This is a genomic window from Streptosporangium sp. NPDC001559, assembly GCF_042893955.1.
Classification (GTDB): domain Bacteria; phylum Actinomycetota; class Actinomycetes; order Streptosporangiales; family Streptosporangiaceae; genus Streptosporangium.
Window position 1 is genome coordinate 57,856 of record NZ_JBIAVG010000008.1, and the last position, 24,648, is coordinate 82,503.

A 24,648-nucleotide genomic window follows, 5' to 3' on the forward strand; every position below is an offset into this window, starting at 1 on the left:
CGCCCAGGACCCGCCGACCTGATGGGTCAGCCCCGTACGCCCCGCAGCGCGGAGTAGAACTCGTTGTATCTGGCCAGTTCCCGCTCGACCGGTTCGATCACCGTGGTCGAGGCCACCGCCCCGACCCTGCGTCGCATCTCCCGCTCCAGCCTGTCGCGTTCGTTGCCCGCCCCGAGCATGACGAAGTTACGGCTGGCCACGGCGGTGAGCAGGCCGAGCCCGAGAACGGAGACGATCATCAGCCCCACCCAGGGGACGGAGGCCGTCTCGCCGAACACCCCAAGGCCCGGCGGAAGCGTGCCCGCCTCGAACACGCCGTAGGCCAGGGCCGTACCCAGCCAGGCGATCCCGGCGAGGAAGAGCAGGACCAGGAAGTACTGCCAGACCAGCAGCAGCCGCCACCAGACGGGGACCCGGTCGAGGCGGGGCGCGATCTCGGACAGCTCCGCGGACAGCAGCCGCGGCAGTTCGGCCGAATGCGAGCGCGCGGCCTCCCTGACGCCGCTCTGCCAGGCCTCGTGCATCCCCGCGGTGAGCCCGTCGGACAGGGCGCGCACCGCGTTGTCGACCTCGGCGGCCTGCGCGCTGACCGCCCCGGCCGCCTCTCCCCTGATCTCGTCCTTGAGATCGTTCAGGCGCAGGCTGTTCAGCGGGTCGGGCCTGAGCCTGGCCGCCCAGCGGGTGTACGGCCAGCCGACCCACTCCGCCGAGCGCACGCCGTACACATTCTCCATGGCCTCGCCGACGGCCGGCACGCCGACCGCGTCGCAGAGGGAGTCGGTGAGGCCGATCCTGCGGGCGTCGTCCACGGAGGAGGCGGGCACGGGGACACCCTCCGCGGGCATGGCCTTCAGCAGGCGGAGCGTGATCCGGTCGAGGTCGGCCTCCAGGCGCTGGACCGCGGCCCCGCGCCTGGTCACGGTCTCGGCGAGAACGGCCTTGAGCTCGTCGACCCCCTCCCCTCTGGTCGCGGAGGTGGGGACGATGACGGGGGTGTCGACTCCCTCGCGGCGCAGCAGGTCGTTCAGGTCGGCGACGCACTCGGCCAGTTCCTCGGCGGAGAGCCGGTCGATCTGGTTGAGCACGAAGATCGTCACCGCGTCGTGGCCCGCCAATTCGGTCACGTAGCGCCTGTGGGTCGAGGCGTCGGCGTACTTCTGCGGGTCGAGCACCCAGACGACGAGGTCGGCGACCTGGATCAGCCGGTCGGCCTCGGTGTCGGTGAGCGCGCGGATGGAGTCGTGGTCGGGGAGGTCGAGCAGGATCAGGCCGTGCAGCCTGCCCTCCCCCTTGTCCAGGGCGCTGGCCCTGGCGAAGCGGTGGCGCCACTGGATCTGCAGCCAGTCCAGCAGCGGTCCCGCGCCGTCCAGGCCCCAGACGCAGGCGTGGGCGCGGGCCGTGGTCGGGCGGCGGACACCCGTCGGGGAGAGCTCCAGGCCCGAGACGGCGTTGAACAGCGTGGACTTGCCGCTTCCCGTTCCTCCGGCGAGTGCGACCACCGTGTGCTCCGAGGACAGCTTGAGCCTGTCACCGGCGCGCAGGAGCAGCTGCCCCGAGTCGGTGAGGAGCTTGGGATCGACCCTGCCCGGCCCCAGTTCCACGATCCGGGACAGCGCGGCGAGACGGCCGCCGAGCCCCTGACGCGTCTGGGTGGTGCCAACACTCATCGGGCGACCTCAAGGTTGTACGTTGCCTGGTAGAGGCGGGTGGCGATGGACTCGTCGGGAACGCCCGCGCCGTCGAGGACCTGGAAGTAGCGTGAGGTCTCGTCGTCGAACAGCGTGGCGATCCGGGCGCGCAGGTCGCTGCGGGCCTTGGCCCCGATGGTCCGCAGTGACTCGGCTCCCAGGAGGGCGTGCACCAACCGCTGCGGCAGCCCGCCGGTGCCCGCACCGGCGCCTTCCGCCTCCGCGGAGCCGTACCCGAGCAGGCCGATCACGAAGATCACCGCCAGCGACTCGACGTCGAAGGAGACAAGCTTGGCCACCGCCCGCTTGGTCACCCCCTCGGTGCGGATCAGCTCGATGATGTGGTCCTGCCAGCCGCTCACGGCCTTGCCCGCCCTGCGGGAGAAGTCGTCGGAGACGTCACCGAGCCCGGCGGTCGCGGCCAGTGACTCCCCGGCCCCCGAACGGCTCAGCCAGCGTGTGACCGCCTCCTCCGCGGCCCGCTGCGCCGCCGAGACGACGACGGACTCAAGGCCGGCCCTGAGCGCGGACTTCAGCGCGCTGAGCCGTTCTGGCGCCTGCTGGCTCGCCTTGCCCGCGAACCTGCCGGGCCTGCGCAGGTGCAGGGTCCGCATGAGGTCTCCGGACCCGGCGAAGTCCTGCCAGCGGGCGAGCACCTCACCGCGCAGCAGCGTGCCGTTCCCGGTGGTCTCCTCGATCTCGGCCAGCGCGCCGGAGTAGGCGGCCTCCACGTCGCCGCGCAGTTCGTTCCTGAAGGCGACCTGGGCCTCGAGCTGCCTGGCCAGCGCGGGGATGCGGATGCGGAAGCTGTCGAGCGCCCCCGACAGGGTCGTCCTGATGGCCTGGGCCCGGCGCTGGTCGTCGACGGACAGCTCGGTCAGCCACAGCCGCAGGTCGGTGACCTCGTGGTCGGGCAGCATGCCGTCGGTGACCCTGCTCTCGTCGACGACGAACCGCTCGACCTCGCCGAGGCCGTACTCGGTGAGCATCCTGACGAAGTGCTTGGTGACCACCTCGCGGGACTTGACCGGCACCCGGGACAGCACGATGGCCAGCCTGGCCCCGCGTTCCTTGGCCAGGCGCAGCAGCCGCCACGCGGGGGCGTCGGCGTAGCGGGCGGCGGTGGTCACGAAGATCCACAGGTCGGCCGCGTCGAGCATGCGGTGGGCGATCTCGTGGTGCTCCTCGACGACCGAGTCGATGTCGGGCGTGTCGAGCAGGGCGACGCCCGTGGGGAGGCGTTCGGTCGAGACGAGGACGAGGCCGCCCGGTTCCGCCGTGACCTCCGGGGCGTCGAGCCGCCGCAGGCTGCCGAGCAGGTCACTGCCCGCGAACCACTCGTGGTCCTCCGGGTGACAGGCGAGGACGGGGGTTCCGGTGGTCGGACGCCGGACGCCCGTGGCGCTGACCTTGGCGTTGGCCAGGGTGTTGAGCAGCGTGGACTTGCCCGCCCCCGTCGAGCCCGCGATGACGACGAGCGCCGGGGCGGTGCTCATGTGCACCCTGGGGATCACGTAGTCGTCGAGCTGGGCCAGGATCTCGCTCTGGGCCCGCCTGGCCTCCTCCGCCCCGGGGAGTTCCAGGCCGAAGTGCAGGTCGGTGACGGTGTTGCGCAGGGCGGCGAGCGCGTTGGTCAGGGCCTCGGAGACGGACTCGGGCAGCGGCAGTTCCCGGACCCGGTCGTCCCCGTCCTCGTGTTCGCTCTCGGGGAGTTCGTCGGACTCCTCCGGTTCGTCGCCCGGGGCCTCGGTCTCCTCCCCGGCCTCTTCCCCGACCTCCTCCTCGATGACGAGGAGCTTCGCGCGCTCGGCCGCGATCAGCGCGGCCGCCTCGTCGTCCTCGGGGTCGTTCTCCTCGCCGGTACGGCCTTCGCCGTCGGCGACCTCCTCGGGGAGGTCCTCGTCGTCCCGGTCGTCGTCCCTGACGTCCTCGGAGGCGTTCTCCGGGGCCTCTTCGGGAGTGTTCTCTGCGGTTCCCCCGGAGGTGGTCTCGGGAGAGTCCTCGGCCGGATCCCCAGAGGTCTCGACGACGGGGGGCTCAGTGGTGAAGGAGCCGGTGGCGGAGGAGTCGGCCGCAGGGGTCTCTGGGGCAGGGGACTCGGGGGCGGGGGTCTCGCCCGCTGATCGGGAGTCCGCCTCGCCGGGCGCCGAGGAGTCCGCCGTCGTGGCCGTGGCCTTGGCGACCACCTCGTTCACCGAGGAGATGGCGGCCTCTGCGGCGCGCCGGAAGGCCTCGAAGGCGTCGTCGACCGGCATCGTCGCGCCACCCTGGGAGTCCCCGCTCCGAGAAGCACCGCTCTGGGAGGCGCCGTCCTGGAACGTGCCGCCCTGGGAAGCGCCGCTCCGGGAGGCTCCGCCCTGGGACGTGTCGCTCTGGGGGGCGCCGCTCCTCGCCGCGGGGTCCTGGGGGGCGCCGCCCGCCGGCCGTGCCGTACCGGGGCCCGGGGCGCCCGTCTGCGGTGTGGCGAGCCCGTCCCGCGCGGGTGAAGTGGCGCCTCTCCTGGCCTGGAAGTTGCCCCGGCCGCGACCGCTTCCCGAGCGGAAGATGGATCCCGCTCCGCCGTCTCCTCCGGGAGCGGCGGGTGTGGCGGGGGCCTCCGGAGCCGGGGGGACCGGGGACGCCGGGCGCCTGAGGGAGGCGGCCCGGCCCGAGGGGGACTGTCCCGGGGAGGGCTGGCTCCTGGGCGCGGGGCTCTTCGGCGCCGGGGTTCCCGCGGCGCCGGAACCCTGAGTGCCCTGAGCGCCCTTGGCAGCGGGCGCGTCGCCCTTCGCCTGGACGGCCTCGACCACCTTGTTCACCGACGAGATGGCGGCCTGCGCCGTACGCCGGAAGTCCTCGAAGGCGTCGCCGGGGGCCTGCGGGGGCTCGTCGGGCCTGATGGCCGGGAACGTCATCGTCCGCTCACCGGGAGACTCCTCGTCTCCGGCGACATCGTCTGAGGAACCCTGGGGAGCCTCGGCGCCGCGGCGGTCACGCTCGCCCTGAGGCGTGGGCCTGTTGGCAGCCGATTTCACGGTATCCGCTCCGCTCGAACCATCTCGACCTCCTGGCCGACCTTCACGACATCGCCAACGATCACGATCGCGGGTGGCCGTATCCCAGCCTCGGCCACACGCTCGGCCACTGTGGCCAGAGTGGCCTGAAGAGCGCGCTGGGTGGGAAGAGTACCGTCCTGTACCACCATTACGGGAGTTTCCGGCGAACGTCCTTCTTGCACGAGTGTCTCGGCGATCGCTCCGATGCGTTCGACCGCCATCATGAGCACCAGGGTCCCCGAGGATCTCGCCAGGTTGGGCCAGTCGACGGTCGAGCGGGCGTCACCCGGCGGGACGTGTACGGAGATCACGTGGAACTCCTGGCTGACGCCGCGATGGGTCACCGGCACGTTGGCCGCCGCGGGCACCGCGACCGGGCTGGTGATGCCGGGGACGACGATGACGGGGATGCCCTCGCGGGCGCAGGCGAGCATCTCCTCGCCGCCACGGCCGAAGACGAACGGGTCGCCTCCCTTGAGCCTGACCACGAACTTGCCCTGCTTGGCGTGCTCGACCAGCAGCTCGTTGATCTTCTCCTGGGCCAGGAAACGGCCGTAGGGGATCTTCGCCGCGTCGATCAGCTCGACGTCGGGAGAGAGTTCGTCGAGCAGGGCCCGGGGTGCGAGTCTGTCGGCGACGACCACGTCCGCCTGGGCCAGCAGCTGCCGTCCGCGGACCGTGATCAGGCCGGGGTCCCCCGGTCCGCCGCCGACCAGCGCGACCCCGACCGGCTTCGTCCGGTTGCGCCGGGCGTCCACCGTGCCGTCGCGGAGCGCCTCGACGACGGCGTCCCTGATGCCGGCCGCCCTGCGGGGGTCTCCTCCCGCGGTGATCGCCACGTTGACCTCGGCCACCCGCCCGCTCGCCGGGGTCCAGGCGGCCGAGGCGTCCTTGTCGTCGGCGCGGACGCACCAGACGCGCTTGGCCTCGGCCTCCGCGGCGACCGCGGTGTTGACCGCGCGGTCGTCGGTGCAGGCCTGGACCAGCCAGGCCCCGTCCACGTCGCCCACCCGGTACGGCCTGGCCTCCCAGGCCACCTGGCCGGAGGCGATGAGGTCGTCGAGAGCGTGCGTGACGCTCGTCGACACGATGGTGACCTGGGCACCTGCCTCAAGCAGTGCCGGGACACGTCGCTGGGCGACACGCCCCCCGCCGACGACGAGCACCCGCCGCCCGGAGAGGTGCAAACCGAGCAGGTAGGGCGACATGGTGACAGATCTCCCGTTCGCAATGAATTGTGCAGGAAGTGTTAGGAGGTAAACCTACCGGTTAATGCCTCGTTGTTCGCTGCTCCCCGGGTAACGTTCGGCGTTCTCCAGGTAACGGAGCACCCGATCCGTCACAGGCTTCCCGGAAGCCCCACGATCAGGCCTCCTTGTCGGTGACCCCGGCGGAGTCGAAGGTCGCCACCTCGTGCATCACCCGGACGGCCGCGCAGACCAGCGGGTGGGCGAGCAGCCCCCCGGTCCCCTCGCCGAGCCGGAGCTCCAGCTCGACCAGAGGGCGCAGACCGAGGTGGGCGAGCGCCACGGCGTGACCGGGCTCGGCGGAACGGTGCCCGGCCACGCAGTGGTCGACCACGTCGGAGGCGAGCCCGGCCGCGGCCAGCGCCGCCGATCCGGCGATCACACCGTCGAGGATGACCGGCACCCGCAGGGCCGCCCCGCCGAGAAGGAACCCCGCGATCGCGGCGTGTTCGAGGCCGCCGACCGCGGCCAGCGTCTCCAGCGCGGACAGGCTCGTCGAACCGTCCAGGCCGTTCACCCGCAGGGCGCGCCGTACGACCTCGACCTTGCGGGCCAGCGTCTCGTCGTCCACGCCGGTTCCCCTGCCGGTCACCTCCGCCGGGTCGCGGCCGGTGAAGGCGCAGATCAGGGCGGCGGAGGCGGTGGTGTTGGCGATGCCCATGTCCCCGGTGACCAGGCAGCGCGCCCCCTGGGCGACGAGGTCACGGGCCACCGTGATCCCGGTCTCCAGCGCCGTGACCGCCTGCTCGACGGTCATCGCCGGACCGAGGGACATGTCGGCGGTGCCGTGGGCGACCTTGCCGTGCGTCAGGCCGGGAGCCGGGGCGAGTTCGGCCGCGACCCCCACGTCGACCACCGTCACCGAGGCGCCCACCTGGGCCGCGAAGGCGTTGGCCACGGCGCCGCCGGCCAGGAAGTTGCCGACCATCTGGACGGTGACCTCCTGCGGCCACGGGGACACACCCTGGGCGTGGACGCCGTGGTCGGCGGCGAAGATCGCCAGGGCCGCCGGGGCCGGCAGCGGGGGCGGGTTCACCGCAGCCGCGCCCGCGAGCCGTACGGCCACCTCCTCAAGCACGCCCAGGGCGCCCCTCGGCTTGGTCAGCCTGTCTTGGTGCGCCCTCGCCTCGGCGAGGGCGTCCGGGTCGGCGGGCCGGATCGCGGCCAGGGTCTGCTCAAGGATGGTCATGTCCCCAAGTGTCCCGCCAGAGGTCAAGGAGCGGTCATCCGGGGAGCGGTTCACCAGGTGATGCCGCTGAGCGCCTCCTCGTAGCGCTCGACGACCACGTCGGCCAGTCCCTCGCAGTCGCCGATGACGTCGGCGCAGCGGACGTCCAGGTCGGGATGGCCCGCGGCGTAGGCCATGGCCTGGGCCCAGATGCGGTCCAGGACGCCCCCGGCGAACAGCAGGTAGGGCACGACGATCACCCGCCGGGCGCCGAGGCGGCGGCAGCGCTCGATGCCGCCGGGCACGCCGGGCGGGGTGAGCGAGGTGAAGGCGGTCTCCACGGTCATGTACTCGTGGGCGTGCGTCTCCCAGAACAGCCGGGAGACGCGGTGCACGTCCGCGTTCGTCGCGGGGCTGGTCGAGCCGTCACCGACCAGCACGACGGCGGTCTCGCCGATCTCGATGCGCTCAGGCTCGTCGTCGAGCGGGCCCGCGGCGGCGGGGACGAGACGGAGGCTGGCGACCTCGGCGGCGGCGTCCGCCAGGCGCTCGGCGAGCAGCGCGAGGATACGGGGGTCGGAGCCGAGGGGGCGTCCGTAGTCGCAGGTGAGCGTGGGGTGGCGTTCCTGCTCCCTGGTCATCGCCGCGAGGGTGTCGGCGTCGGCGTGCAGGCCGCCGGTGAGGCTCAGCGGCAGCGCGACCATGCGGTGATGGCCGCGGGCGACCAGTGAGGCGACCGAGTCACGCAGTCGCGGCCTGGCCTTGGTGACGTATCCGCCGGAGACCTCGGCGGCGCTGCGGTCGAGCCTGCAGCGAAGGCGGTGGACGAACCTGCCGAACTCGACGGATTCGTTGTCCTCGTGCGAGCCCTGCCCGATGAGCAGCAGCGGCGGCTTCATAGAAACAGGACTCCAATGACCTTGACCTGGGAATACGCGGCAGCGACTGGCGAGGATATCCGATAACGGCTCGACATGGACAGGTAACGAAACCATAAAACGCATCGGATATGGCCCCATCTTTCCCATCTCCACCGAACGGTCTCCCGCGTCCCGCCCGACCCGTCTCCCGGGCCGTTCCTCTCTCAGAAGAGGTCACTTCCGAGCAGGCCGAACACCGCGACGTCACGTGGGCCGTCCGGCCGCATCGCGGCGGCGCGCAGCGTCCCCTCCCTGACGAACCCGGCCTTCTCCGCCACCCGCAGGGAGGCGTGGTTGTCGGCGTCCGCGCGCAGCTCGATCCGGCGCAGGGAGGTGTTCTCGAACGTCCAGCGGGCCAGGCCCAGTACGGCCTCCGGGGCGTAGCCGCGTCCCCGGTGCAGGGGGTGCACGCCGTAGCCGATCTCCGTCGTCCCCGCCTCCCATCGGGTCCCGAACAGGCTGATCGCCCCCACGATGAGCCCGTCGGCCTCGATCGCCAGGTGCGCGCCCTGGCCGGAGCGGCGCAGCTCGTGCGCGCCCCTGGCCAGCCAGGCGGCCACGCCCGAGGGACGGCCCGGCGCGCCCGGCGGCAGGAAGGGGGCGCGTGTCTCGACCACGACGCGAATCCTGCGCGCGTCCGAGGGGTCGAAGGGGCGCAGCAGGAGCCGTCGCGTCGTGACGGACAGGCCCGGTGCGAAGGCGGTCAATCACCCTCCCAGGCGGGCGGTGGACGCCGCCAAGCCCATCGCACGGGACCGCGTCCGCGCAACCCCGCGATCAGCGGACGATCACCACCTCAAGGGTGCGCGGTCCGTGCACGCCCTCGACGCGGTTCAGCTCGATGTCGCTGGTCGCGGAGGGCCCGCTGATCCAGGTCAGCGGGCGGGAGGGGTCGAGTACGGCCAGCGCCTGCGGCACCCCGGCGACGATCTGCCCGGCCCGCACCACGCACAGGTGGTAGTCGGGCAGCAGGGTCAGCGCCCGCCTGCCCTGACCCGGTCCTGCGTCCAGCACGATCGTCCCGGTCTCGGCGATCGCCACGGCGCAGCCGGTGACCACGCCTCCCGCGGCTTCGAGCTCCGCGGCCGACAGCTCAGGGTCGTCCGGGACGGCCCCCTCGGGCACCCATTCCGCGGGCAGGCCACCGGGGACGACCGGCCTCGTCAGGCCCTGTACGGCCAGCGCGGAGGCGATCGTCGCGGCCGCCTCGTCCTCGCCGGTCACGTGCACGACGGCCCGGTAGTCGGCGACGCGTTCGGCCAGCAGCTCGATCAGCCCGGTCTCGTCATGTGGCCCGGCGGAGGTCAGGTAGTCACGGATGATCTCCCCGGGCTCTCCGGGGCCTCCCGGGGTGACGGCCGCGCGAATTCTGGCCAGGATCAGTTCCCTGTCGTTCACCGGCTTCCTCCGTCGGTGCGCAGCCACCAGTCGCGGAAGGACTCGGCGGGGATCTCGGGCAGGTCTCGGGTGTCGGTCCACGCCGACAGCGGGCCGGGCATTCGCCGGGGGACGAAACGGCGCAGCCGTCCGGCCATGCGCTCGGCGCGTGCCATCCGTTCCGGGCGGTCGAGGACCCAGCCGGCCGCTCGCATGCCGAACCGTTCCGCGCGCGGGTGCGGAGCCCTGCCGCGCAGGCTGACCAGGACCTCGGGGATGTCGATCGCGACCGGGCAGACGTCGAAACAGGCGCCGCAGAGCGTCGAGGCGTAGGGCAGCGAGGCGTCCAGGGGTGAGGACATGCCGCGGAGCTGCGGGGTGAGGATCGCCCCGATGGGACCCGGGTAGACGGAGCCGTAGGCGTGCCCGCCCGAGCGTTCGTAGACGGGGCAGACGTTCAGGCAGGCCGAGCAGCGGATGCAGCGCAGTGCCTGCCTGCCGACCTCGTCGGCCAGGACCCGGGTGCGGCCGTTGTCGAGCAGGACCAGGTGGAACTCCTGGCCCTCGGTCGCGCCCGTCCAGGTCGAGGTGTAGGGGTTCATCCGCTCGCCGGTCGAGCTCCTGGGCAGCAGCTGCATGAAGACCTCAAGGTCCTGCCAGGTCGGCAGCAGCTTCTCGATGCCGACCACGCTGATCAGCGTCTCTGGAAGGGTCAGGCACATCCGGCCGTTGCCCTCGGATTCGAGCACGACGAGTGTCCCGGTCTCGGCGATCATGAAGTTGGCGCCCGAGATCGCGACCCTGGTCGACAGGAAGCGCTCGCGCAGGTGGCGGCGGGCGGCCTCGGCCAGGGCGCGCGGGTCGTCGGTGAGCTCCTCGGGGGCGGGGCGTCCCCAGGCGGCCATCCTCTCCAGGAAGATCTCGCGGATCTCCGCGCGGCTGCGGTGGATCGCGGGCACCAGGATGTGCGAGGGCAGGTCGTCACCGAGCTGCACGATCAGCTCGGCCAGGTCGGTCTCGTAGGCGGTGATCCCGGCCTCGGCGAGGGCCTCGTTGAGCCCGATCTCCTGGGTGGCCATCGACTTGACCTTCACCACGTCGGTCTCCCCGGTCTCCTTGACGAGCCAGGTGACGATGCGGTTGGCCTCCCGCGCGTCGGCCGCCCAGTGGACGTGGCCGCCGGCGGCGGTGACCGCCTCCTCAAGCTGGAGGAGGTAGCGCTCCAGGTTCCGAAGCGTGTGGTCCTTGATCTGCTTGCCCGCCTGCCTGAGCCGCGCCCAGTCGGGAAGCTCGTCGACCACGGAGGCCCGCTTCTCGCGGATCGTGTGCGTGGCCTTGCGCAGGTTGAACCTGAGCTGGGAGTCCCCTACGGCCGCCGCCGCGTTCACCGGGAAGGCCGGCATGCCGAGGAACGTCACCGGCCCCTTCGTCGGCCTCGTCACCGGGCGGCCTCCGTCGAGGCGAGGATCTCGGCCAGGTGCATGGTCCTGACGCCGGTGCGCTGGCGGCCGAGGGTGCCGCCGATGTGCATCAGGCAGGAGTTGTCGGCGGCGCAGAGCACCTCGGCGCCGGTCGCGGTGACGTTGCGGGCCTTGTCGGCGCACATGGCGGCGGAGACGGCGGGGTTCTTCACCGCGAAGGTGCCGCCGAAGCCGCAGCACTCGTCCGCGGCGGGCAGCGGGACCAGTTCGAGGCCTCTGACCTGTTCGAGCAGCCGTACCGGACGGTCGCCGAGGCGCAGGCCGCGCAGCGAGTGGCAGGTCGGGTGGTAGGTCACCCGGTGCGGGAAGTAGGCGCCGACGTCGGTGACCCCGAGGACGTCCACCAGGAACTCCGAGAGCTCGTGGACCTTCGGCACCGTCTCCGCGACCCGTTCGGCGAAGGCCGTGGTGGCGGGGGCGAGTCTCGCGTACTGCTCGCGGATCATCGCCGCGCATGACCCGGAGGGCACGACGACCGCGTCGTATTCGGCGAAGACGTCGGTGAAGTGCCGCGCCAGACGTCCGCCCTCCTCGGGGTATCCGGTGTTGAGGTGCATCTGGCCGCAGCAGGTCTGCCCCATGGGGAAGACGACGTCGCAGCCGAGGCGGCGCAGCAGCGTCACCGTGGCCCGGCCGGTCCCGGGAAACAGCGTGTCGTTCACACAGGTGACGAAGAGGGCGACGCGCAAGGCGCGCTCCTTCCGGTAAAGGTCGCGATCAACCGCCATGATGCCCGATCCGCCCACTTTTCGTTACGAATGACCGGGAGTGAGGGAGGGCGGTTCGACGGAATCGGCCGTACGGCAGGTGGCTCCCGAGCATGAGGCCAGGGCGTCGAGCTGCCGGTTGAAGTCCGTGATCACCGAGGGAGGGACCCGGGCGGCGAGGTTGTAGAGCTGGTAGGGGTCCCTGCCGTCGTCGTAGAGCTGGTACTCGCCGGTCGAGTAGCGCACGAAGGTGTAACGGGCCGTACGCATGCCCTGGTAGGCGGGGACCGGGGTCTGGCGGGCCGAACCGCTGTTCGTCGGCCGATAGAACTCCAGCAGGACGTTCTGCCGCCACGGGGCCGGGGTCTGGCCGCGCAGCAGCGGCAGCAGCGAGCGGCCCTCGGCGAAGGGCGCCGGTGTCGCGCCTCCGAGCTGGGCGAAGGTCGGGGCGAGGTCGACGTTGGCGGCCATCGCGCCGACGGAGCCGCCCGCCCTGACGCCGGGCCCCCTGACCACCAGCGGCACCCTGATCGACTCGTCGAAGGGGGTCGTCTTGCCCTGGGCCAGCCGGTGCTGCCCCAGATGGAAGCCGTTGTCCGAGGCGAAGAAGAGGTAGGTGTCGTCCAGCTTCCCGGCGACGCGCAGGGCCTCGACCAGGGAGCCGACGAGGTCGTCCACGCCGAGCATGGCCCTGAGCCTGCGGCGGTAGCGTTCGTCGATGCCCGCGATCGTCCTGTCGCCGAACCGCTCGCGCGAGCTCAGCCAGTGCGGTTCGGCGCTGACGTCCTCCTGGTCGAAGGACGGGGTCCGGGGGGCGGTCGCCCCGGCGAAGGCGTCGCGGTGCCTGGCGGCGAAGTTGGACGGGTTGTGCGGCGCGATGGGGGCGAGGTAGAGGAAGAACGGCCCCTCCCCCACCTGCGAGACGAAGGCGTTGGCCTTCTGGGAGAGCACATCGGGCAGGTAGTCGGCGTCCGCGGAGCCGTACGGCCTGAGCGTGCCGTTCTCGTTGAGTGTGTAGCCGTACTCGTTGTAGAGCTTGCGCACCGGCACGTCCCACTCGTCCCAGCCCGGCGGCACGTAGGTGGGTTCGGCGGCGCCGCCGGGATAGTGGTTGAGATATTTGCCCATCAGGCCGGTGCGGTAGCCCGCCGCCTTCATCCAGGTGCCGATCGTGGAACGTTCCAGATCGGAGTCGTGGAACTTGGTGAAGCCGCCCTCGGGGGCCGTGTTGGTCAGCACCCCGTGGCTGTGCACGTACTGGGAGCGCAGGATCGACGACCGGGAGGGGCAGCACCAGGAGTTGGAGACGAAGAAGTGCTCGAAGGAGGTGCCGCCCCGGACGAGCTCGTTCCAGATGTTCGGGAACTTCTGCAGGTCCCCCGCCTCCTGGTCGTCGACGAGGATGAACACGATGTTGGGCCGGGCGACCGTCCGCGCCACCGCGGGACCGAGTCCCGAGGCTCCGAGACCGGACAGCAGGACCAGGCACATGAGCTTGCGGACAGCATTAAGCACACACATCACGCTTCCCAGAAGGCCGAATCCCGACACCTCACCGAAGGGGCACCGGTACGGAACGAGCTCTGCTTCCGGGGGGAGACGTCCCGGCCACGGCGGGCGCGCCGCGGCCGGAGATCGGCGGTCAGGCCGCGACGCCCTGGACCCGCCGGGGCTCCTCAAGCCGCGCGGCCACGGCCTGGTCGAGGACGGGCACGACCGCCGCCCGCACGTCGACGCGGCCGGTCAGGAACCCGGCGTCGTAGAGCACGTCGGCGGCGTCCTGCTGCTCGGCGACGAACGTCTCGCCCACCGGTTCGAGCCGCCAGGGGAGCCGTCTGAGCGCGGTCGTCCAGGAGTCGACGGACCCGCCGACGGCCTCGACGACCAGTTTGGCGGCCTCGACGGGGTGCTCCGCCGCCCACCTGTCCGCCTCGCGCAGCGCCGAGACGGCCGCGGCCAGCTCCTGCGGCGCCGACTCGGCCAGACTCCTGCGGGTGAACAGGACCGAGCGGTCCGCGACGACCCCGGCGGTGCCGGAGAGCCTGATGAAGTGCCCCGCGCGTTCGGCCTCGACCAGGTCGGCGCCCTCGGCGACCCAGCCGGCCACCACCCCGTCACGCAGCCAGAGTCTGGCCTCCGAGGCGGCGGGCCTGGGTTCGATGTCCTGGTAGGACAGCCCGGCGTCGGCGAGCACCTTGGCCAGGAAATGGGTCTGCCAGGAGCCAACACGCAGCGAGACCGGCTGGTCCCGCAGGTCGGGCACGGTCATGACCGGCCCGTTCTTCGCGACCAGCAGGGCGCCGTGGCCGTGGCGCGGCGCGGAGGCGGCCACGTAGGCGACGGACAGGTGCGCCGCCTGGGCGGCGAGCGGCAGCGTCGAGCCGGTCCCGCCCAGGTCGATGACCCCGTCGGCCAGCAGTTCCCCGGTCCTGCCCGCGTCGGAGTAACGGTGGATCTCAATGCCTTCGAGCAGGTGATCGAGGTGGGACAGGAAGAACAGCGAGGGATTGTCGACGTGCACCCCGACACGGATCGCCATCGAATCGCTCCTTGGTCTTTTCCCGGAGGGCCCCGAGCGGTCTTTTCCGGAGGGGCCGAACCGGAGCCGGCGGACGAGGCGAACCGCCGGCTCCGTCCCGCGGGCGGCGCCCGTGGCCGTGAGGCGCCGCCCCCGTCTTCGGAGAGATCCCGGCGGGAAGGCCAGCGCCCGCCGCGGCACCTTCACCTGCCGGGGTCTCCGTGGGTCCTACCGTAACGACCCGTCGGCATATTTACAACTTTCCCTACCGGTTGGATAGGAATAGCTAGTCGGGTCTGGGCGCCGGGTTGGCCGTGACCGAACGCAGCAGCGGCGCGCTCGCCGCCCCGGCCGCGGCGACCCCCGCGAAGCCGAGCCCGACGCAGACGAGCAGCGTGACCAGGCCGGAGACGTTCATCGTGGACAGCGCGAACGGCAGCGCGCAGAACATGCCGACCGCGATCGCCCCGCCTCCCATGACGGCCAGCGGCAGGAGCGTCTCGGTACGGCGGGCCGCGTCGAGCACCTTCATCGGGGTGCCCGCCAGGTGCAGCAGCGCGTAGGTCTGCCTGCGGTCCAGGATCGAAGAGGCCGCGGTGATGCCCGCGCTGGCGATGGCCACCAGGAACGACACGGCGAGCACGGTGACCGTGCCGGTGCGGATGTCGTCCAGGACGCGGAAGCCGGAGCGGTCGTCGTCGGCCGCGGTGGTCGCGCTCCGGCCCGGCACCAGGCCGTCCAGGGCTGTGCGCGCCCGGTCCGTGACGGCGACGTCGGAGGTGCCGAGCGCCGCGACCAACACCTTGCCGCGTCCGCCCCCGCCTCCCCCCGCCTTGACGGTGACCGTGGCCCGCACCCCCGAGGCCGACAGCCGTTCCCGTGCCGTCGCCGAGAGTTCGGCCGCCTTGGCGGGCGGCACGGACAGGCGCAGGTTCGCCGCGTCGGCGTGACCCAGCAGCCCGGTCCCCGGCGTGAGCAGGCCGATGAACCCGGCCACGAACCCGGTCAGCGCGACGCCGCTCACGGTCCGCCAGGCGGCCCTGGGGTCGTCGATCATGCGGCGCCCGGCGAGAAGACCCGCGGGGCGTCTGGCCGAGGCCGCGACGATCCTGCCCAGCAGGCCGACCACCCACGGACCGACCAGGTTGACCGCCAGGAAGGCCAGGCTCAGGACGACCGTGACCACGCCGACGCTCGCCCCCATCCCGAGGGTGGGCACCACGGCCAGGACGGCCAGCAGCGCCAGGACCCGGACGAAGCGCATCGCGGGCGGCGTCTCCCTCTTGGCGACGCCGAGCGGGCTGACCACGACCCGGCGCAGGCCGACGACGGCGGACAGGCCGACGAGCAACGGCACCACGACCAGCACCGCGAGCACGGGGAGCACCCCCGGCCAGGTGTCGGAGACGAACCAGGGGCCTCCGTCTATCGAGATCCTGGTGAGCAGCGGGGTCATCAGGAAGTAGAGCACGGCGCCGAGCACCGCCCCGGCGAACGCCGTGATCATCGCCTCGGCGACGGTCATCGTGACGACCTGCCCCGGAGTGGCCCCGACCAGCCGAAGCGCGGCCAGGCGCTGGTCCCTGCGGGCCACGGTGAGCCTGGCCGCCGCCCCGCCGAAGACCAGCAGCGGCACGACCATCAGCACGCTCGCGATCAGCGCCAGGATCTGGTAGCCGATCGCGTTGTCCGTCCTGGTGCCGGTGAAGCCGGAGATCCTCGTGGGGGCGATGTCGTCGTGCCCGTCGACGGCGGGTCCCGCGGTCATGACCGGGGAGCCGGGGGCCTGCCCCCGGACGGCGACCAGCTCGTCCGGATGGACCAGGGCCGCGTCGCCGATCCTGCCGCCGCCCTTTCCTGTGAACCGTCCGGCGAGCCGGTCCGCGGGCAGCCGCTTCACCAGGTCGGCCAGCGCCGGGGAGAGCCACACCTCGCCGGGCGCGGGGAAGCGGTCGAGGCCCGGGGGCGCGGGCGCGCCCGGTTCGAGGGCCGCCACGTCGACGACGGTGATCGGCCGGTTCTCCACGTGGTCCAGGTGCACGGCCTGGATCGCGACGGCGTCCCGGGTGGCCTCGACCGGGTTGCGCCACGCCCCGCGGTCCGCCCTGCCCTGGAAGGCGAGGTTGGCGGTCACGGCGAACAGCAGCAGCCCGGTGGACACGGCCACCGCGACCACGGTCAGCGCGGAGCCGAGCAATCCTCTGCGCCCGCCGCCGCGCAGCAACCGCCAGGCGAGTCCGACGACCCCGTTCATCCCCCGACCCCGATCGCCTGGGTGGAGCCGGGGATGACCTGCCCGTCGCGGACCTCGACGACGCGGTCGCACCAGCGGGCCACCTGGAGGTCGTGGGTGACGACGACCAGGGAGGCGCCGTTGTGTTTGGTCGCCTCGACCAGCAGGCTCATCGTGTCGTGTCCGGTGCCCTGGTCGAGGGCGCCGGTCGGCTCGTCGGCGAAGATCACCGCGGGCCCGGTGACCAGCGCGCGGGCGATGGCGACCCGCTGGGCCTGGCCCCCCGACAGCTCGCCCGGCCTGCGCCCCTCCATCCCGCCCAGGCCGAGCGGGCCGAACCACTCGCGGGCCCGCCGTACGGCGTCGCCTCTGGACACGCCACCGAGCATCAGCGGCAGCGCGACGTTCTCCTCCGCGGGCAGTTCGGGCAGGAGCTGCCCGAACTGGAAGACGAACCCGAAGCGGGTACGGCGCAGCTCGCTGCGGCGGCGCTCCCCCAGCGCGTCGATGCGCTCACCGAGCAGCCTGACCTCACCCGCGTCCGGCTTCATGATCCCGGCGAGACAGTGCAGCAGGGTCGACTTCCCCGACCCGCTCGGCCCCATGATGGCCAGCGCCTCCCCACCGGCCAGGGCGAGGCCGACCCCGCCCAGCGCCACGGTCGGGCCGAACCGCTTGACCAGGCCGATTCCCTCAAGAACAACACTCATGGCCAAGACCTTCTCCCGGGAGGGCCGTACGGCGGATCGGCCGACCGGCCCCACAACCGGACTCCCTTATCAGCCGAAAGGCCGACATCGGCGTTGGGCTGGCAGAATCGATCGCGTGACGATTCGGGTACTCATCGCCGACGACCAGGAACTCGTGCGGACCGGCTTCCAGATGATCTTGGACGCCCAGCCGGACATGGAGGTCGTGGCGACCGCCGCGAACGGCGCCGAGGCGGTCGAGCACGCGCGCAGGCTCCGGCCCGACGTGTGCCTGCTGGACATTCGGATGCCGAAGCTGGACGGCCTTGAGGCCACCAGGCTGCTGGCCGGGCCCGGGGCCAGGGACCCGATGCGGGTGGTCATCGTCACCACCTTCGACCTGGACGAGTACGTATACGGCGCACTGCGCGCCGGAGCGACCGGATTCCTGCTCAAGGACAGCGGGCCCACCCTGCTCATCGAGGCGATCAGGGCCGCCGCGGCCGGGGACGCCCTCGTCTCGCCCTCGGTGACCGTACGGCTGCTCGAACACCTGGCGCGTCCCCGCCACGGCGGCGGCAGGCCGCCGAGCGAGCCGCTCACCGAACGCGAGTTCGACGTCGTCCGCCTGGTGGCCCGGGGAAGGACCAACCAGGAGATCGCCGCGGAGCTGTTCGTCTCGCTCTCGACGGTCAAGACGCACCTGGGGAGCATCCAGGCGAAACTCGGCGCGCGCAACCGGGTGGAGGTCGCGGCCTGGGCCTGGGAATCTGGCGTTGTGGCCTGATTAGCCAGGCGGCCGACGGGATACAAGAAGGGCAGGTCCTTCAGCGCGTCCCGGGGGAGAGACACATGCGCTTCGTCCCGCCGGTGCCCAGGAGATCGGCCCTCGTCGTCCACGTGACCCTCGCCGCCCAGGTGCTCACGGTCGCCGCCCTGGTGGTCTTCGAACACGTGCGGGGCAGGCGGCTCGCCCGGGAGATATCGGCGCTCGGCGGTGACCCGCACGCCCCCGGCGCGCAGGCCGTCGTCGGCGCGGTGACCCTCTTCGCCGTCCTGGTCATGCTGGTCGCGGGCGCCGCGGTCGCGGGCGCCGCGGCGTATCTGACCTGGCTGGTCCAGGCCAGGCAGAACGCCGCCCTCTCCTGGACGCCCGCCCTGCCCGTGCTGGCCGCCTGGCTCGTTCCCGGGGTCAACCTGGTCCTGCCTCCGCTGCTGGTCCACCGTCTGTGGCGGGCCTCCCGCCCTCCCGTCGACCGGCGCCCGCGCTGGGTCGCGCTGCTGACCGCCTGGTGGCTGAGCTGGCTGGCCACGCTCGCCGTCGCCGTGATCCGGCTGCCCTTCGGCGCCCCGCACGGGGACTCCGACCTCACCGGCCTCGGCCTCGCCGACCTGGCGGTCGTCGCGCTCGGCGCGCTGCTGTGCGCGGCGACGGTGCGGCAGGTCACCGTGGTCCAGGCCGCGGGCGCACGGGCCTCGGCGCACACCCTCACCCTGGCCGCGCAGGCGGGGCCGTTCCACGTGGCGGCCTGCGGGCGGCGTCAGTCCCAGGCCCGCATCAGCAGCCAGCCCTCGCCCGCGGTGTCGAAGCGCAGTTCGTAGGTGCCCCGCCCGTCTCCGGGGTCGGCCTCGACCCGCCAGAAACGGCGCTCTCCAGGGTCGCCCTCCGAGGTCTTCCACCACTCGCGTGCGACCACCCACCGGTCGAGCACCTGGCGCACGGCGTAGAGCCGGTCACGCCAGACGAACTGGACCGGCTGGCCGTCACGGGTCCAGACCTCGATCGGATCACCGTAGAGTCTGCTCACGGCACATCTCCCCGCGGTTCGCGTCCGCGCCCGGGGGAAGACGGGCCTGGTCCGTCGAACATACGTTCCTATGACATGAGGCGCAAGTCCCCCATCTGTCTCACCAGTGGGTTGGCGTCAACCGAGTTGCGGATGCTGAAGGTCACGCTGCCCGCGCGGTAGCGGTCGTCGGACCACTCCACGGGACGGCCCTCGTGGGTCGTGGTGACCCGGCGCTGACGCAGCAGCGGGCTGCCGCGCCGTACGACCAGGAGGCGGGAGTCCTCGACGCCGGCGGAGACCGCGTCGATGAGGTGCTCCCCGTAGGCGAAGACCAGGCCGACGTCCTCGTAGAGGGCCTGGGTGATCGACTCGCAGTCCGGGGGGATCCGTTCGACGGCCGGGGCGATCCAGCCCGCGTAGACGGTGCGTTCGAGCATCACCGGCTCGCCTTCGAGGGAACGCAACCGCAGCACGGAGAGCACCTGGTCACCCGGCTGGAGCGCCAGCCGTACGGCCTCGGTCGCGTCCGCGCCCCGGCGGCGCTGCTCGAGCACCTGGCCGCTGACCCGGTAGCCCATCGCCTGCGCCCACTGCGCGAAGCTGTTCAGCTCGGCGAAGCTCTGGCTGCGCTCGCGGCCGACCACGATGCGCCTGGCCCCCTGCCGGGAGCCGACCAGGCCCTCGGCCGCGAGCAGGGCGACGGCCTGGCGGACGGTGCCGCGTGAGACGTCGAAGCGGGTGGCGAGCGTCGTCTCCGAGGGGAGCTGGGAGCCCACGGCGTACTCGCCGCACATGATCGCCTCTCTCAGCTCGGCGGCGATCCCCACGTAGCGCGCCGCGGCCCGGCCGCCCGGCTCCGCCCCGTTTCCCGTGTCAACCAAGGCCCCGTCCATTCCTCGTGCCCGCGCTGCGCGCATCGGGCGCATCGGGTGCTTCGCCTTCCTCACCCTAGACAAGGGTGAATGACTCATGAAGCCACAGCTCATGCGTTCCCCTGACGTACTTCGAGCGTTCATCGAGGGGCAACCGGGAGCCGACCCGCCAAGGCTAGCTTGTTTGGACAAGTTCGTGAATTTCTGTGCTTAGTGCACGACATCCCCTCTGGGAGAGAACGTGATCTCATCTCGCGTCCGCCTCGCGGGCCTGGCCGCCCTCCTCGCCGCGGGCGTCACGGCGTGCGGCGCGGCCCCGACGACCGCGTCCCCCGCCGCGTCCTCCTCGGACGCGGCCTCCGGCGCCGCGGGACAGGCCCCGGCGGCGGGCGCGGCGGCCACCGCCACCTCGGCGGCCGACCTCGGCGGGCTGGACAAGCTCGTCGAGGCCGCCAAGAAGGAGGGCAAGCTGCACGTCATCGCACTACCCCCCGACTGGGCCAACTACGGCAAGATCATCGAGGCGTTCACCGCCAAGTACGGCATCGAGATCGAGAGCGAGACCCCGGACGCCGCCAGCGCCGACGAGATCAACGCGGTGAAGACCCGCAAGGGCCAGGACCGCGCCCCCGACGTGCTCGACCTCGGCCAGTCCTTCGCCATCAGCGGCGCCGCCGAGGGCCTGTTCGCGCCCTACAAGGTGCAGACGTGGGACAAGATCCCGGACAACCAGAAGGAGCCGACCGGCCTGTGGTTCAACGACTACGGCGGCTACGTCTCGATCGGCTGTGACGCCAAGAAGATCACCAAGTGCCCCGAGTCCTTCGCCGACCTGCTCAAGCCCGAGTACAAGGGCAAGGTCGCGGTGAACGGCAACCCCACCAAGTCGGGTTCGGCGTTCGCGGGTGTCTACGCGGCGGCCCTGGCCAACGGCGGTTCCTTCGACGACATCCAGCCGGGCCTGGACTTCTTCAAGAAGCTCAAGGCCGCGGGCAACTTCAACCCCGTCGAGACCACCCCCGCGACCATCGAGAAGGGCGAGACCCAGATCAGCGTCGACTGGGACTACAACAACGCCGCCTACGCCCCCAAGCTCGTCGACAAGGGCCTCGACTGGAAGACCGTCATCCCCTCCGACGGCAAGTACTTCCAGCTCTACGCGCAGGCCATCAACAAGGACGCCCCGCACCCGGCCGCCGCCCGCCTGTGGCAGGAGTTCCTCTACAGCACCGAGGGCCAGAACCTCTACCTCGGCGGCTTCGCCCGCCCGGTGCTGCTGCCCGCGATGCAGGCCGACGGCTCGGTGGACAAGGCGGCCGAGGCCAACCTGCCTCCCGTCGAGGGCGAGCCGACCTTCCCGACCGACGCCCAGGTCGCCAAGGCGAAGGAAGTCCTGGCCACCGGTTGGGGCGCCGCAGTCAGCGGCTGACCCATGACGGCCGAAACCATGTCTCCTCCCGGTACGGCCTCCGCGAGACGCCGTACCGGGCGCGCCTGGCCCGCCGCCGTGCCCCTGCTGGCCTTCATGGCGTTCGCGTTCGGGATTCCCGCGGTGGCGCTGCTGTTCGGCGCCTTCACCGTCACCGACCCGGCGAGCGGCCGGACCTTCCTCGGCACCGCCAACCTGGCCGAGAGCCTGCGGGGCAACTACCTCACGACCCTGCTGGGCAGCGTGCGCCTGTCGGCGGTGGTCGCGGCGCTCGGCGCGCTCCTGGGCGCCCTCCTCGCCCAGGCGGTGGTCACCTCCTCCTCGGCGGCGCTGCGCGGGGCGGTGCTGTCCGCCTCGGGGGTGCTGGCCAACTTCGGCGGGGTGCCGCTGGCGTTCCTGTGGGTGGCGACCCTGGGCAACTCCGGAGTGGTCACCACGGCCTTCGGGCTTGGCGAGTCGGGCTGGAGCCTGTACGGCTTCTGGGGCCTGGTCCTGGTCTACATGTACTTCTCCGTGCCGTTGATGGTGCTGGTCATGGCGCCCGCCCTTGAGGGCCTGAGGCCGCAGTGGCGGGAGGCGGCCGACAGCAGCGGGGCCAGCGCCTGGCAGTACTGGCGGCACGTCGGCGTCCCGGTGCTCGCCCCCTCGCTGCTCGGCGGTTTCGTGCTGCTGTTCGGCGGCGCGTTCGCCGCCTACGCGACCGCGGCGGCGATCACCGGCAGCACGGTCCCCCTGGTGACCCTGCAGATCGCCGACGCCCTCACCGGCGACGTGCTCGTCGGGCACGAGAACGTCGCGCTCGCGCTCAGCCTCGACATGGTCGTCGTGGCGGGCCTGGTCATGGCGGTGCACCTGCCGCTGCAGAGGAGGAGCAGCCGATGGCTGCGGTGACCCCCGTCCTTGAGGTCCCCCGGAGCCTCGCCCCCGCCGGGAGGCGGCGGGTCCGCCTGTGGCGCGGCCTGGCGCTGGGACTCGCGGCGGTCTACTTCCTGCTCCCACTGGCCACCTCGTTCTGGTTCACCGCCTACAACGAGCGTCAGGGGTTCTCCCTGGCCCCCTACCCGAGGATCGTGTCCGCCGAGGGCTTCGGGACCAGCATGCTGCTGTCGCTCGGCCTGGCCGTGGCGACGATCGTGATCACGCTCGGGCTCGCCCTGCCCGCGATGCTGGCCGTACGGCTCGGCGCGCCCCGGCTTCGGGCGGTGCTCGAGGTGGTCTGCACGCTTCCGCTGGTGGTGCCGCCGATCACGTTCGTCTCCGGGATCGGCACGGTGCTGCGGTTCGGGCCGGACGCGCTGGCCGCGACGCCGTTCTGGGGGACGCTGATGGCGATCCAGGACGAGCGGTTCCCCGTGGTGCTGGTGCTGGCCTACGTGGTGCTGGCGCTGCCGTTCGCCTACCGGTCGCTGGACGCGGGGCTGCGGGCGATCGACGTGCGCACCCTCGTCGAGGCGGCCCGTGGCCTGGGGGCCTCGTGGCCGTACGTGCTGCTGCGGGTGATCGTCCCCAACCTGCGTTCGGCCATCACCGGCGCCGCGTTCCTCACCCTGGCGCTGGTGCTCGGCGAGTACACCGTCGCCGCGCTGCTCGGCTACCGGACCTTCCCCGTCTGGATCGTGACGATCGCGGGCTCCGAGGGGCAGTTGTCCGTCGCCGTCTCGCTGCTGAGCCTGTTGATCATCTGGTTGCTCTCGCTCGCCCTGTCCGGCGCGGGCGTCAAACGAAGGAGGTCGTCGTGACCGCCGGTGTCGAGTTCCGCGGGCTGCGGCGGGTGTTCGGCCGTACGGTCGCCCTGGACGGCCTCGACCTGACCGTCCGGCCCGGTGAGCTGATGGCGCTGCTCGGGCCGTCCGGCTGCGGCAAGACCACGGCGCTGCGCTGTGTCGCGGGCTTCGAGCACCCCGACGAGGGCGCCGTGATCGTCGACGGCGAGGACGTCACCCGCAGGCCGGCCAACCGCAGGGACACGGGCATGGTCTTCCAGTCCTACAGCCTGTTCCCCAACCTGAACGTCCGCGACAACGTGGCCTTCGGCCTGCGGGTCCGCAAGGTGCCCGCCGCGAAACGGCACGCCAGGGCGGCAGAACTGCTCGAACTGGTCGGGCTTCCCACGCACGGCGAGCGCTACCCGCACGAACTGTCCGGCGGCCAGCAGCAGCGCGTCGCCCTGGCCAGGGCGCTGGCTCCCGAGCCCCGGGTGCTCCTGCTGGACGAACCGCTGTCCGCGCTCGACGCCAAGGTGCGCCTCACCCTGCGGGAGGAGATACGGCGGCTGCAGCTCGACCTGGGCATCACCACCGTCTTCGTCACCCACGACCAGGAGGAGGCGCTCTCGGTCGCCGACCGGGTCGCGGTGATGCGGGAGGGACGGCTCGAACAGTGTGCCCCGCCCGCCGAGGTCTACGACCGGCCCGCCACGCCGTTCGTGGCCGAGTTCGTCGGCACGATGAACCACCTGCCGGGCCGCCTCTCCGGCAGGGAGGTCACGGTCCTCGGCCTGACGCTGCCCGTGGAGGGCCCGCTGCCCGCCGCGCCCGAGGTGGACGTGCTGGCCCGCCCCGAGGCCGTGCTCCTGTCCCCCGACCCCGAGGGGGAGGGACTCGTCGTCGCCTCCTCGTTCCGCGGTTCCTCTGCCAGGCTGCGGGTACGGCTCGGCGACCTGGAGGTGCTCAGCGACGTGCCCGGCCACGACACGGCGCGGCTGGCGCCCGGCACCAGGGTCGGCGTCGGTCTCGTACGGCGGCCCGTCCTCGTCGCGGGCCGCGCCGATGCTCCCTGAACCGCCGCCCCCTGAACTGGGCGCCGTCCTGTTCGACATGGACGGCACCGTCGTGGACACCGAGGGGCTGTGGCGGCGGGCGTGCGCGGAGGTCGCCGCCGAACTCGGCCTGCTGCCCGGCGAGGTCGACCCCGAACACGTGCACGGCCGCCCCGCCGAGCACACCGCCGCCCACCTCCAACGTCCCGGCGTTCCCCTCGGGTGGATCAGCGAGCGGCTCACCGGGGGGTTCGCCCGCCTGATCGCCCTCGGGGTGACCCCGCTGCCCGGCGCGCTCGCGCTGCTGGACGGCCTGGCCTCGGCCGGGGTGCCGACCGCCCTGGTCACCGCCTCCTCCCGGCGGATCGTCGAGCCGGTGCTCCGTACGGTCGGGGCGGAGCGCTTCCGCCTGGTGGTCGCCGCGGAGGACGCCCCGCGTGGCAAGCCCGCGCCCGACCCCTACCTGCTGGCCGCCGCCGGTCTCGGCGTCGACCCCGCCGTGTGCGTGGCCGTCGAGGACAGCCCCGTCGGTCTGGCCTCCGCCCTGGCCGCGGGGTGCAGGGCGGTCGCCGTCTCAGGGGCGGCCGTCTCGGGGGGCGCCGTAGGGGCGCGCGCCGTGCCGTACGGCGTGCTCTCCGTGAACAGCCTGGAAAAGATCGACGTCACGCTGCTGCGGAGGCTGGTGGCGGGTGAGATCTCGATAGGCTGAGCCGTTCGTGCAATGGCGGATGCGGTG

The 24,648-nt window shown here is 72.3% G+C and carries 22 protein-coding genes; 7 read left to right on the forward strand and 15 right to left on the reverse strand.

The window, feature by feature from the left end:
• Positions 1-26 precede the first annotated feature (26 nt).
• From ACFYY8_RS19180 to ACFYY8_RS19240, 13 genes are all read right to left on the reverse strand, one after another.
• Positions 27-1,667 carry a GTP-binding protein gene (locus ACFYY8_RS19180; protein ID WP_390042539.1) on the reverse strand — a complete coding sequence of 547 codons (1,641 nt, stop codon included), beginning with the start codon at positions 1,665-1,667 and terminating at the stop codon, positions 27-29.
• Positions 1,664-4,702 (reverse strand): GTPase, encoded by a 3,039-nt coding sequence (locus ACFYY8_RS19185; protein WP_390042542.1) that lies wholly within the window; start codon positions 4,700-4,702, stop codon positions 1,664-1,666. The genes ACFYY8_RS19180 and ACFYY8_RS19185 overlap by 4 nt, the downstream gene beginning before the upstream one ends.
• A complete protein-coding gene (cobA, locus tag ACFYY8_RS19190; protein WP_390042544.1) occupies positions 4,699-5,931 on the reverse strand; it encodes a uroporphyrinogen-III C-methyltransferase in 1,233 nt (410 codons plus the stop codon). Before cobA ends, ACFYY8_RS19185 begins: the two co-directional genes overlap by 4 nt.
• Positions 5,932-6,088: 157 nt before the next feature.
• On the reverse strand, positions 6,089-7,159 hold the full coding sequence (cobT, locus tag ACFYY8_RS19195; RefSeq protein WP_390042547.1) for a nicotinate-nucleotide--dimethylbenzimidazole phosphoribosyltransferase: 1,071 nt from the start codon (positions 7,157-7,159) through the stop codon (positions 6,089-6,091).
• A 50-nt stretch (positions 7,160-7,209) separates the two neighbouring features.
• Complete coding sequence (locus ACFYY8_RS19200) at positions 7,210-8,037, reverse strand: sirohydrochlorin chelatase (RefSeq protein ID WP_390042550.1); 828 nt, start codon at positions 8,035-8,037, stop codon at positions 7,210-7,212.
• A 185-nt stretch (positions 8,038-8,222) separates the two neighbouring features.
• Positions 8,223-8,765: a GNAT family N-acetyltransferase gene (locus tag ACFYY8_RS19205; protein ID WP_390042552.1), complete on the reverse strand. Its 543-nt coding sequence runs from the start codon at positions 8,763-8,765 to the stop codon at positions 8,223-8,225.
• A gap of 70 nt (positions 8,766-8,835) precedes the next feature.
• Positions 8,836-9,456 (reverse strand): lactate utilization protein C, encoded by a 621-nt coding sequence (locus tag ACFYY8_RS19210; protein WP_390042554.1) that lies wholly within the window; start codon positions 9,454-9,456, stop codon positions 8,836-8,838.
• Positions 9,453-10,838 (reverse strand): lactate utilization protein B, encoded by a 1,386-nt coding sequence (locus ACFYY8_RS19215; RefSeq protein ID WP_390043089.1) that lies wholly within the window; start codon positions 10,836-10,838, stop codon positions 9,453-9,455. The genes ACFYY8_RS19210 and ACFYY8_RS19215 overlap by 4 nt, the downstream gene beginning before the upstream one ends.
• Positions 10,839-10,873: 35 nt before the next feature.
• Positions 10,874-11,605, reverse strand: a complete 732-nt coding sequence (locus ACFYY8_RS19220) for a (Fe-S)-binding protein (RefSeq protein ID WP_390042556.1) — start codon at positions 11,603-11,605, stop codon at positions 10,874-10,876.
• Between the two features lie 63 nt (positions 11,606-11,668).
• Entirely contained in the window at positions 11,669-13,144 is a 1,476-nt protein-coding gene (locus ACFYY8_RS19225) for a sulfatase (protein WP_390042558.1), read from the reverse strand.
• A 121-nt stretch (positions 13,145-13,265) separates the two neighbouring features.
• Positions 13,266-14,162: an ABC transporter substrate-binding protein gene (locus ACFYY8_RS19230; RefSeq protein ID WP_390042560.1), complete on the reverse strand. Its 897-nt coding sequence runs from the start codon at positions 14,160-14,162 to the stop codon at positions 13,266-13,268.
• A gap of 265 nt (positions 14,163-14,427) precedes the next feature.
• Positions 14,428-16,395, reverse strand: coding sequence for an FtsX-like permease family protein (locus ACFYY8_RS19235; RefSeq protein WP_390042562.1), 1,968 nt, complete (start codon positions 16,393-16,395; stop codon positions 14,428-14,430).
• The gene (locus tag ACFYY8_RS19240) at positions 16,392-17,084 is read right to left on the reverse strand and encodes an ABC transporter ATP-binding protein (RefSeq protein ID WP_352010661.1); all 693 of its coding nucleotides are present in this window, start codon (positions 17,082-17,084) and stop codon (positions 16,392-16,394) included. The genes ACFYY8_RS19235 and ACFYY8_RS19240 overlap by 4 nt, the downstream gene beginning before the upstream one ends.
• A 115-nt stretch (positions 17,085-17,199) precedes the next feature.
• Here ACFYY8_RS19240 and ACFYY8_RS19245 point away from each other — a divergent pair, with 115 nt between their 5' ends.
• The gene (locus tag ACFYY8_RS19245; protein WP_390042565.1) at positions 17,200-17,850 is read left to right on the forward strand and encodes a response regulator; all 651 of its coding nucleotides are present in this window, start codon (positions 17,200-17,202) and stop codon (positions 17,848-17,850) included.
• A gap of 65 nt (positions 17,851-17,915) precedes the next feature.
• The gene (locus ACFYY8_RS19250) at positions 17,916-18,665 is read left to right on the forward strand and encodes a DUF4328 domain-containing protein (protein ID WP_390042567.1); all 750 of its coding nucleotides are present in this window, start codon (positions 17,916-17,918) and stop codon (positions 18,663-18,665) included.
• On the opposite strand, the gene ACFYY8_RS19255 is transcribed toward ACFYY8_RS19250, so the two are convergent.
• Positions 18,605-18,871: a DUF6504 family protein gene (locus tag ACFYY8_RS19255; RefSeq protein ID WP_352010658.1), complete on the reverse strand. Its 267-nt coding sequence runs from the start codon at positions 18,869-18,871 to the stop codon at positions 18,605-18,607. The genes ACFYY8_RS19250 and ACFYY8_RS19255 overlap by 61 nt on opposite strands.
• Positions 18,872-18,939: 68 nt before the next feature.
• Positions 18,940-19,734: a GntR family transcriptional regulator gene (locus ACFYY8_RS19260; protein ID WP_390042569.1), complete on the reverse strand. Its 795-nt coding sequence runs from the start codon at positions 19,732-19,734 to the stop codon at positions 18,940-18,942.
• 232 nt (positions 19,735-19,966) lie between these two features.
• Here ACFYY8_RS19260 and ACFYY8_RS19265 point away from each other — a divergent pair, with 232 nt between their 5' ends.
• Genes ACFYY8_RS19265 through ACFYY8_RS19285 form a run of 5 tightly spaced genes read left to right on the forward strand, consistent with a single transcriptional unit; the run spans position 19,967 to position 24,621 of the window.
• On the forward strand, positions 19,967-21,154 hold the full coding sequence (locus ACFYY8_RS19265) for an ABC transporter substrate-binding protein (protein WP_390042571.1): 1,188 nt from the start codon (positions 19,967-19,969) through the stop codon (positions 21,152-21,154).
• Between the two features lie 3 nt (positions 21,155-21,157).
• A complete protein-coding gene (locus ACFYY8_RS19270; RefSeq protein WP_390042573.1) occupies positions 21,158-22,045 on the forward strand; it encodes an ABC transporter permease in 888 nt (295 codons plus the stop codon).
• Entirely contained in the window at positions 22,033-22,893 is an 861-nt protein-coding gene (locus ACFYY8_RS19275; protein WP_390042575.1) for an ABC transporter permease, read from the forward strand. Before ACFYY8_RS19270 ends, ACFYY8_RS19275 begins: the two co-directional genes overlap by 13 nt.
• Positions 22,890-23,933 (forward strand): ABC transporter ATP-binding protein, encoded by a 1,044-nt coding sequence (locus tag ACFYY8_RS19280; protein ID WP_390042577.1) that lies wholly within the window; start codon positions 22,890-22,892, stop codon positions 23,931-23,933. Before ACFYY8_RS19275 ends, ACFYY8_RS19280 begins: the two co-directional genes overlap by 4 nt.
• Positions 23,923-24,621, forward strand: coding sequence for an HAD family hydrolase (locus ACFYY8_RS19285; protein ID WP_390042579.1), 699 nt, complete (start codon positions 23,923-23,925; stop codon positions 24,619-24,621). The genes ACFYY8_RS19280 and ACFYY8_RS19285 overlap by 11 nt, the downstream gene beginning before the upstream one ends.
• Positions 24,622-24,648 lie beyond the last annotated feature (27 nt).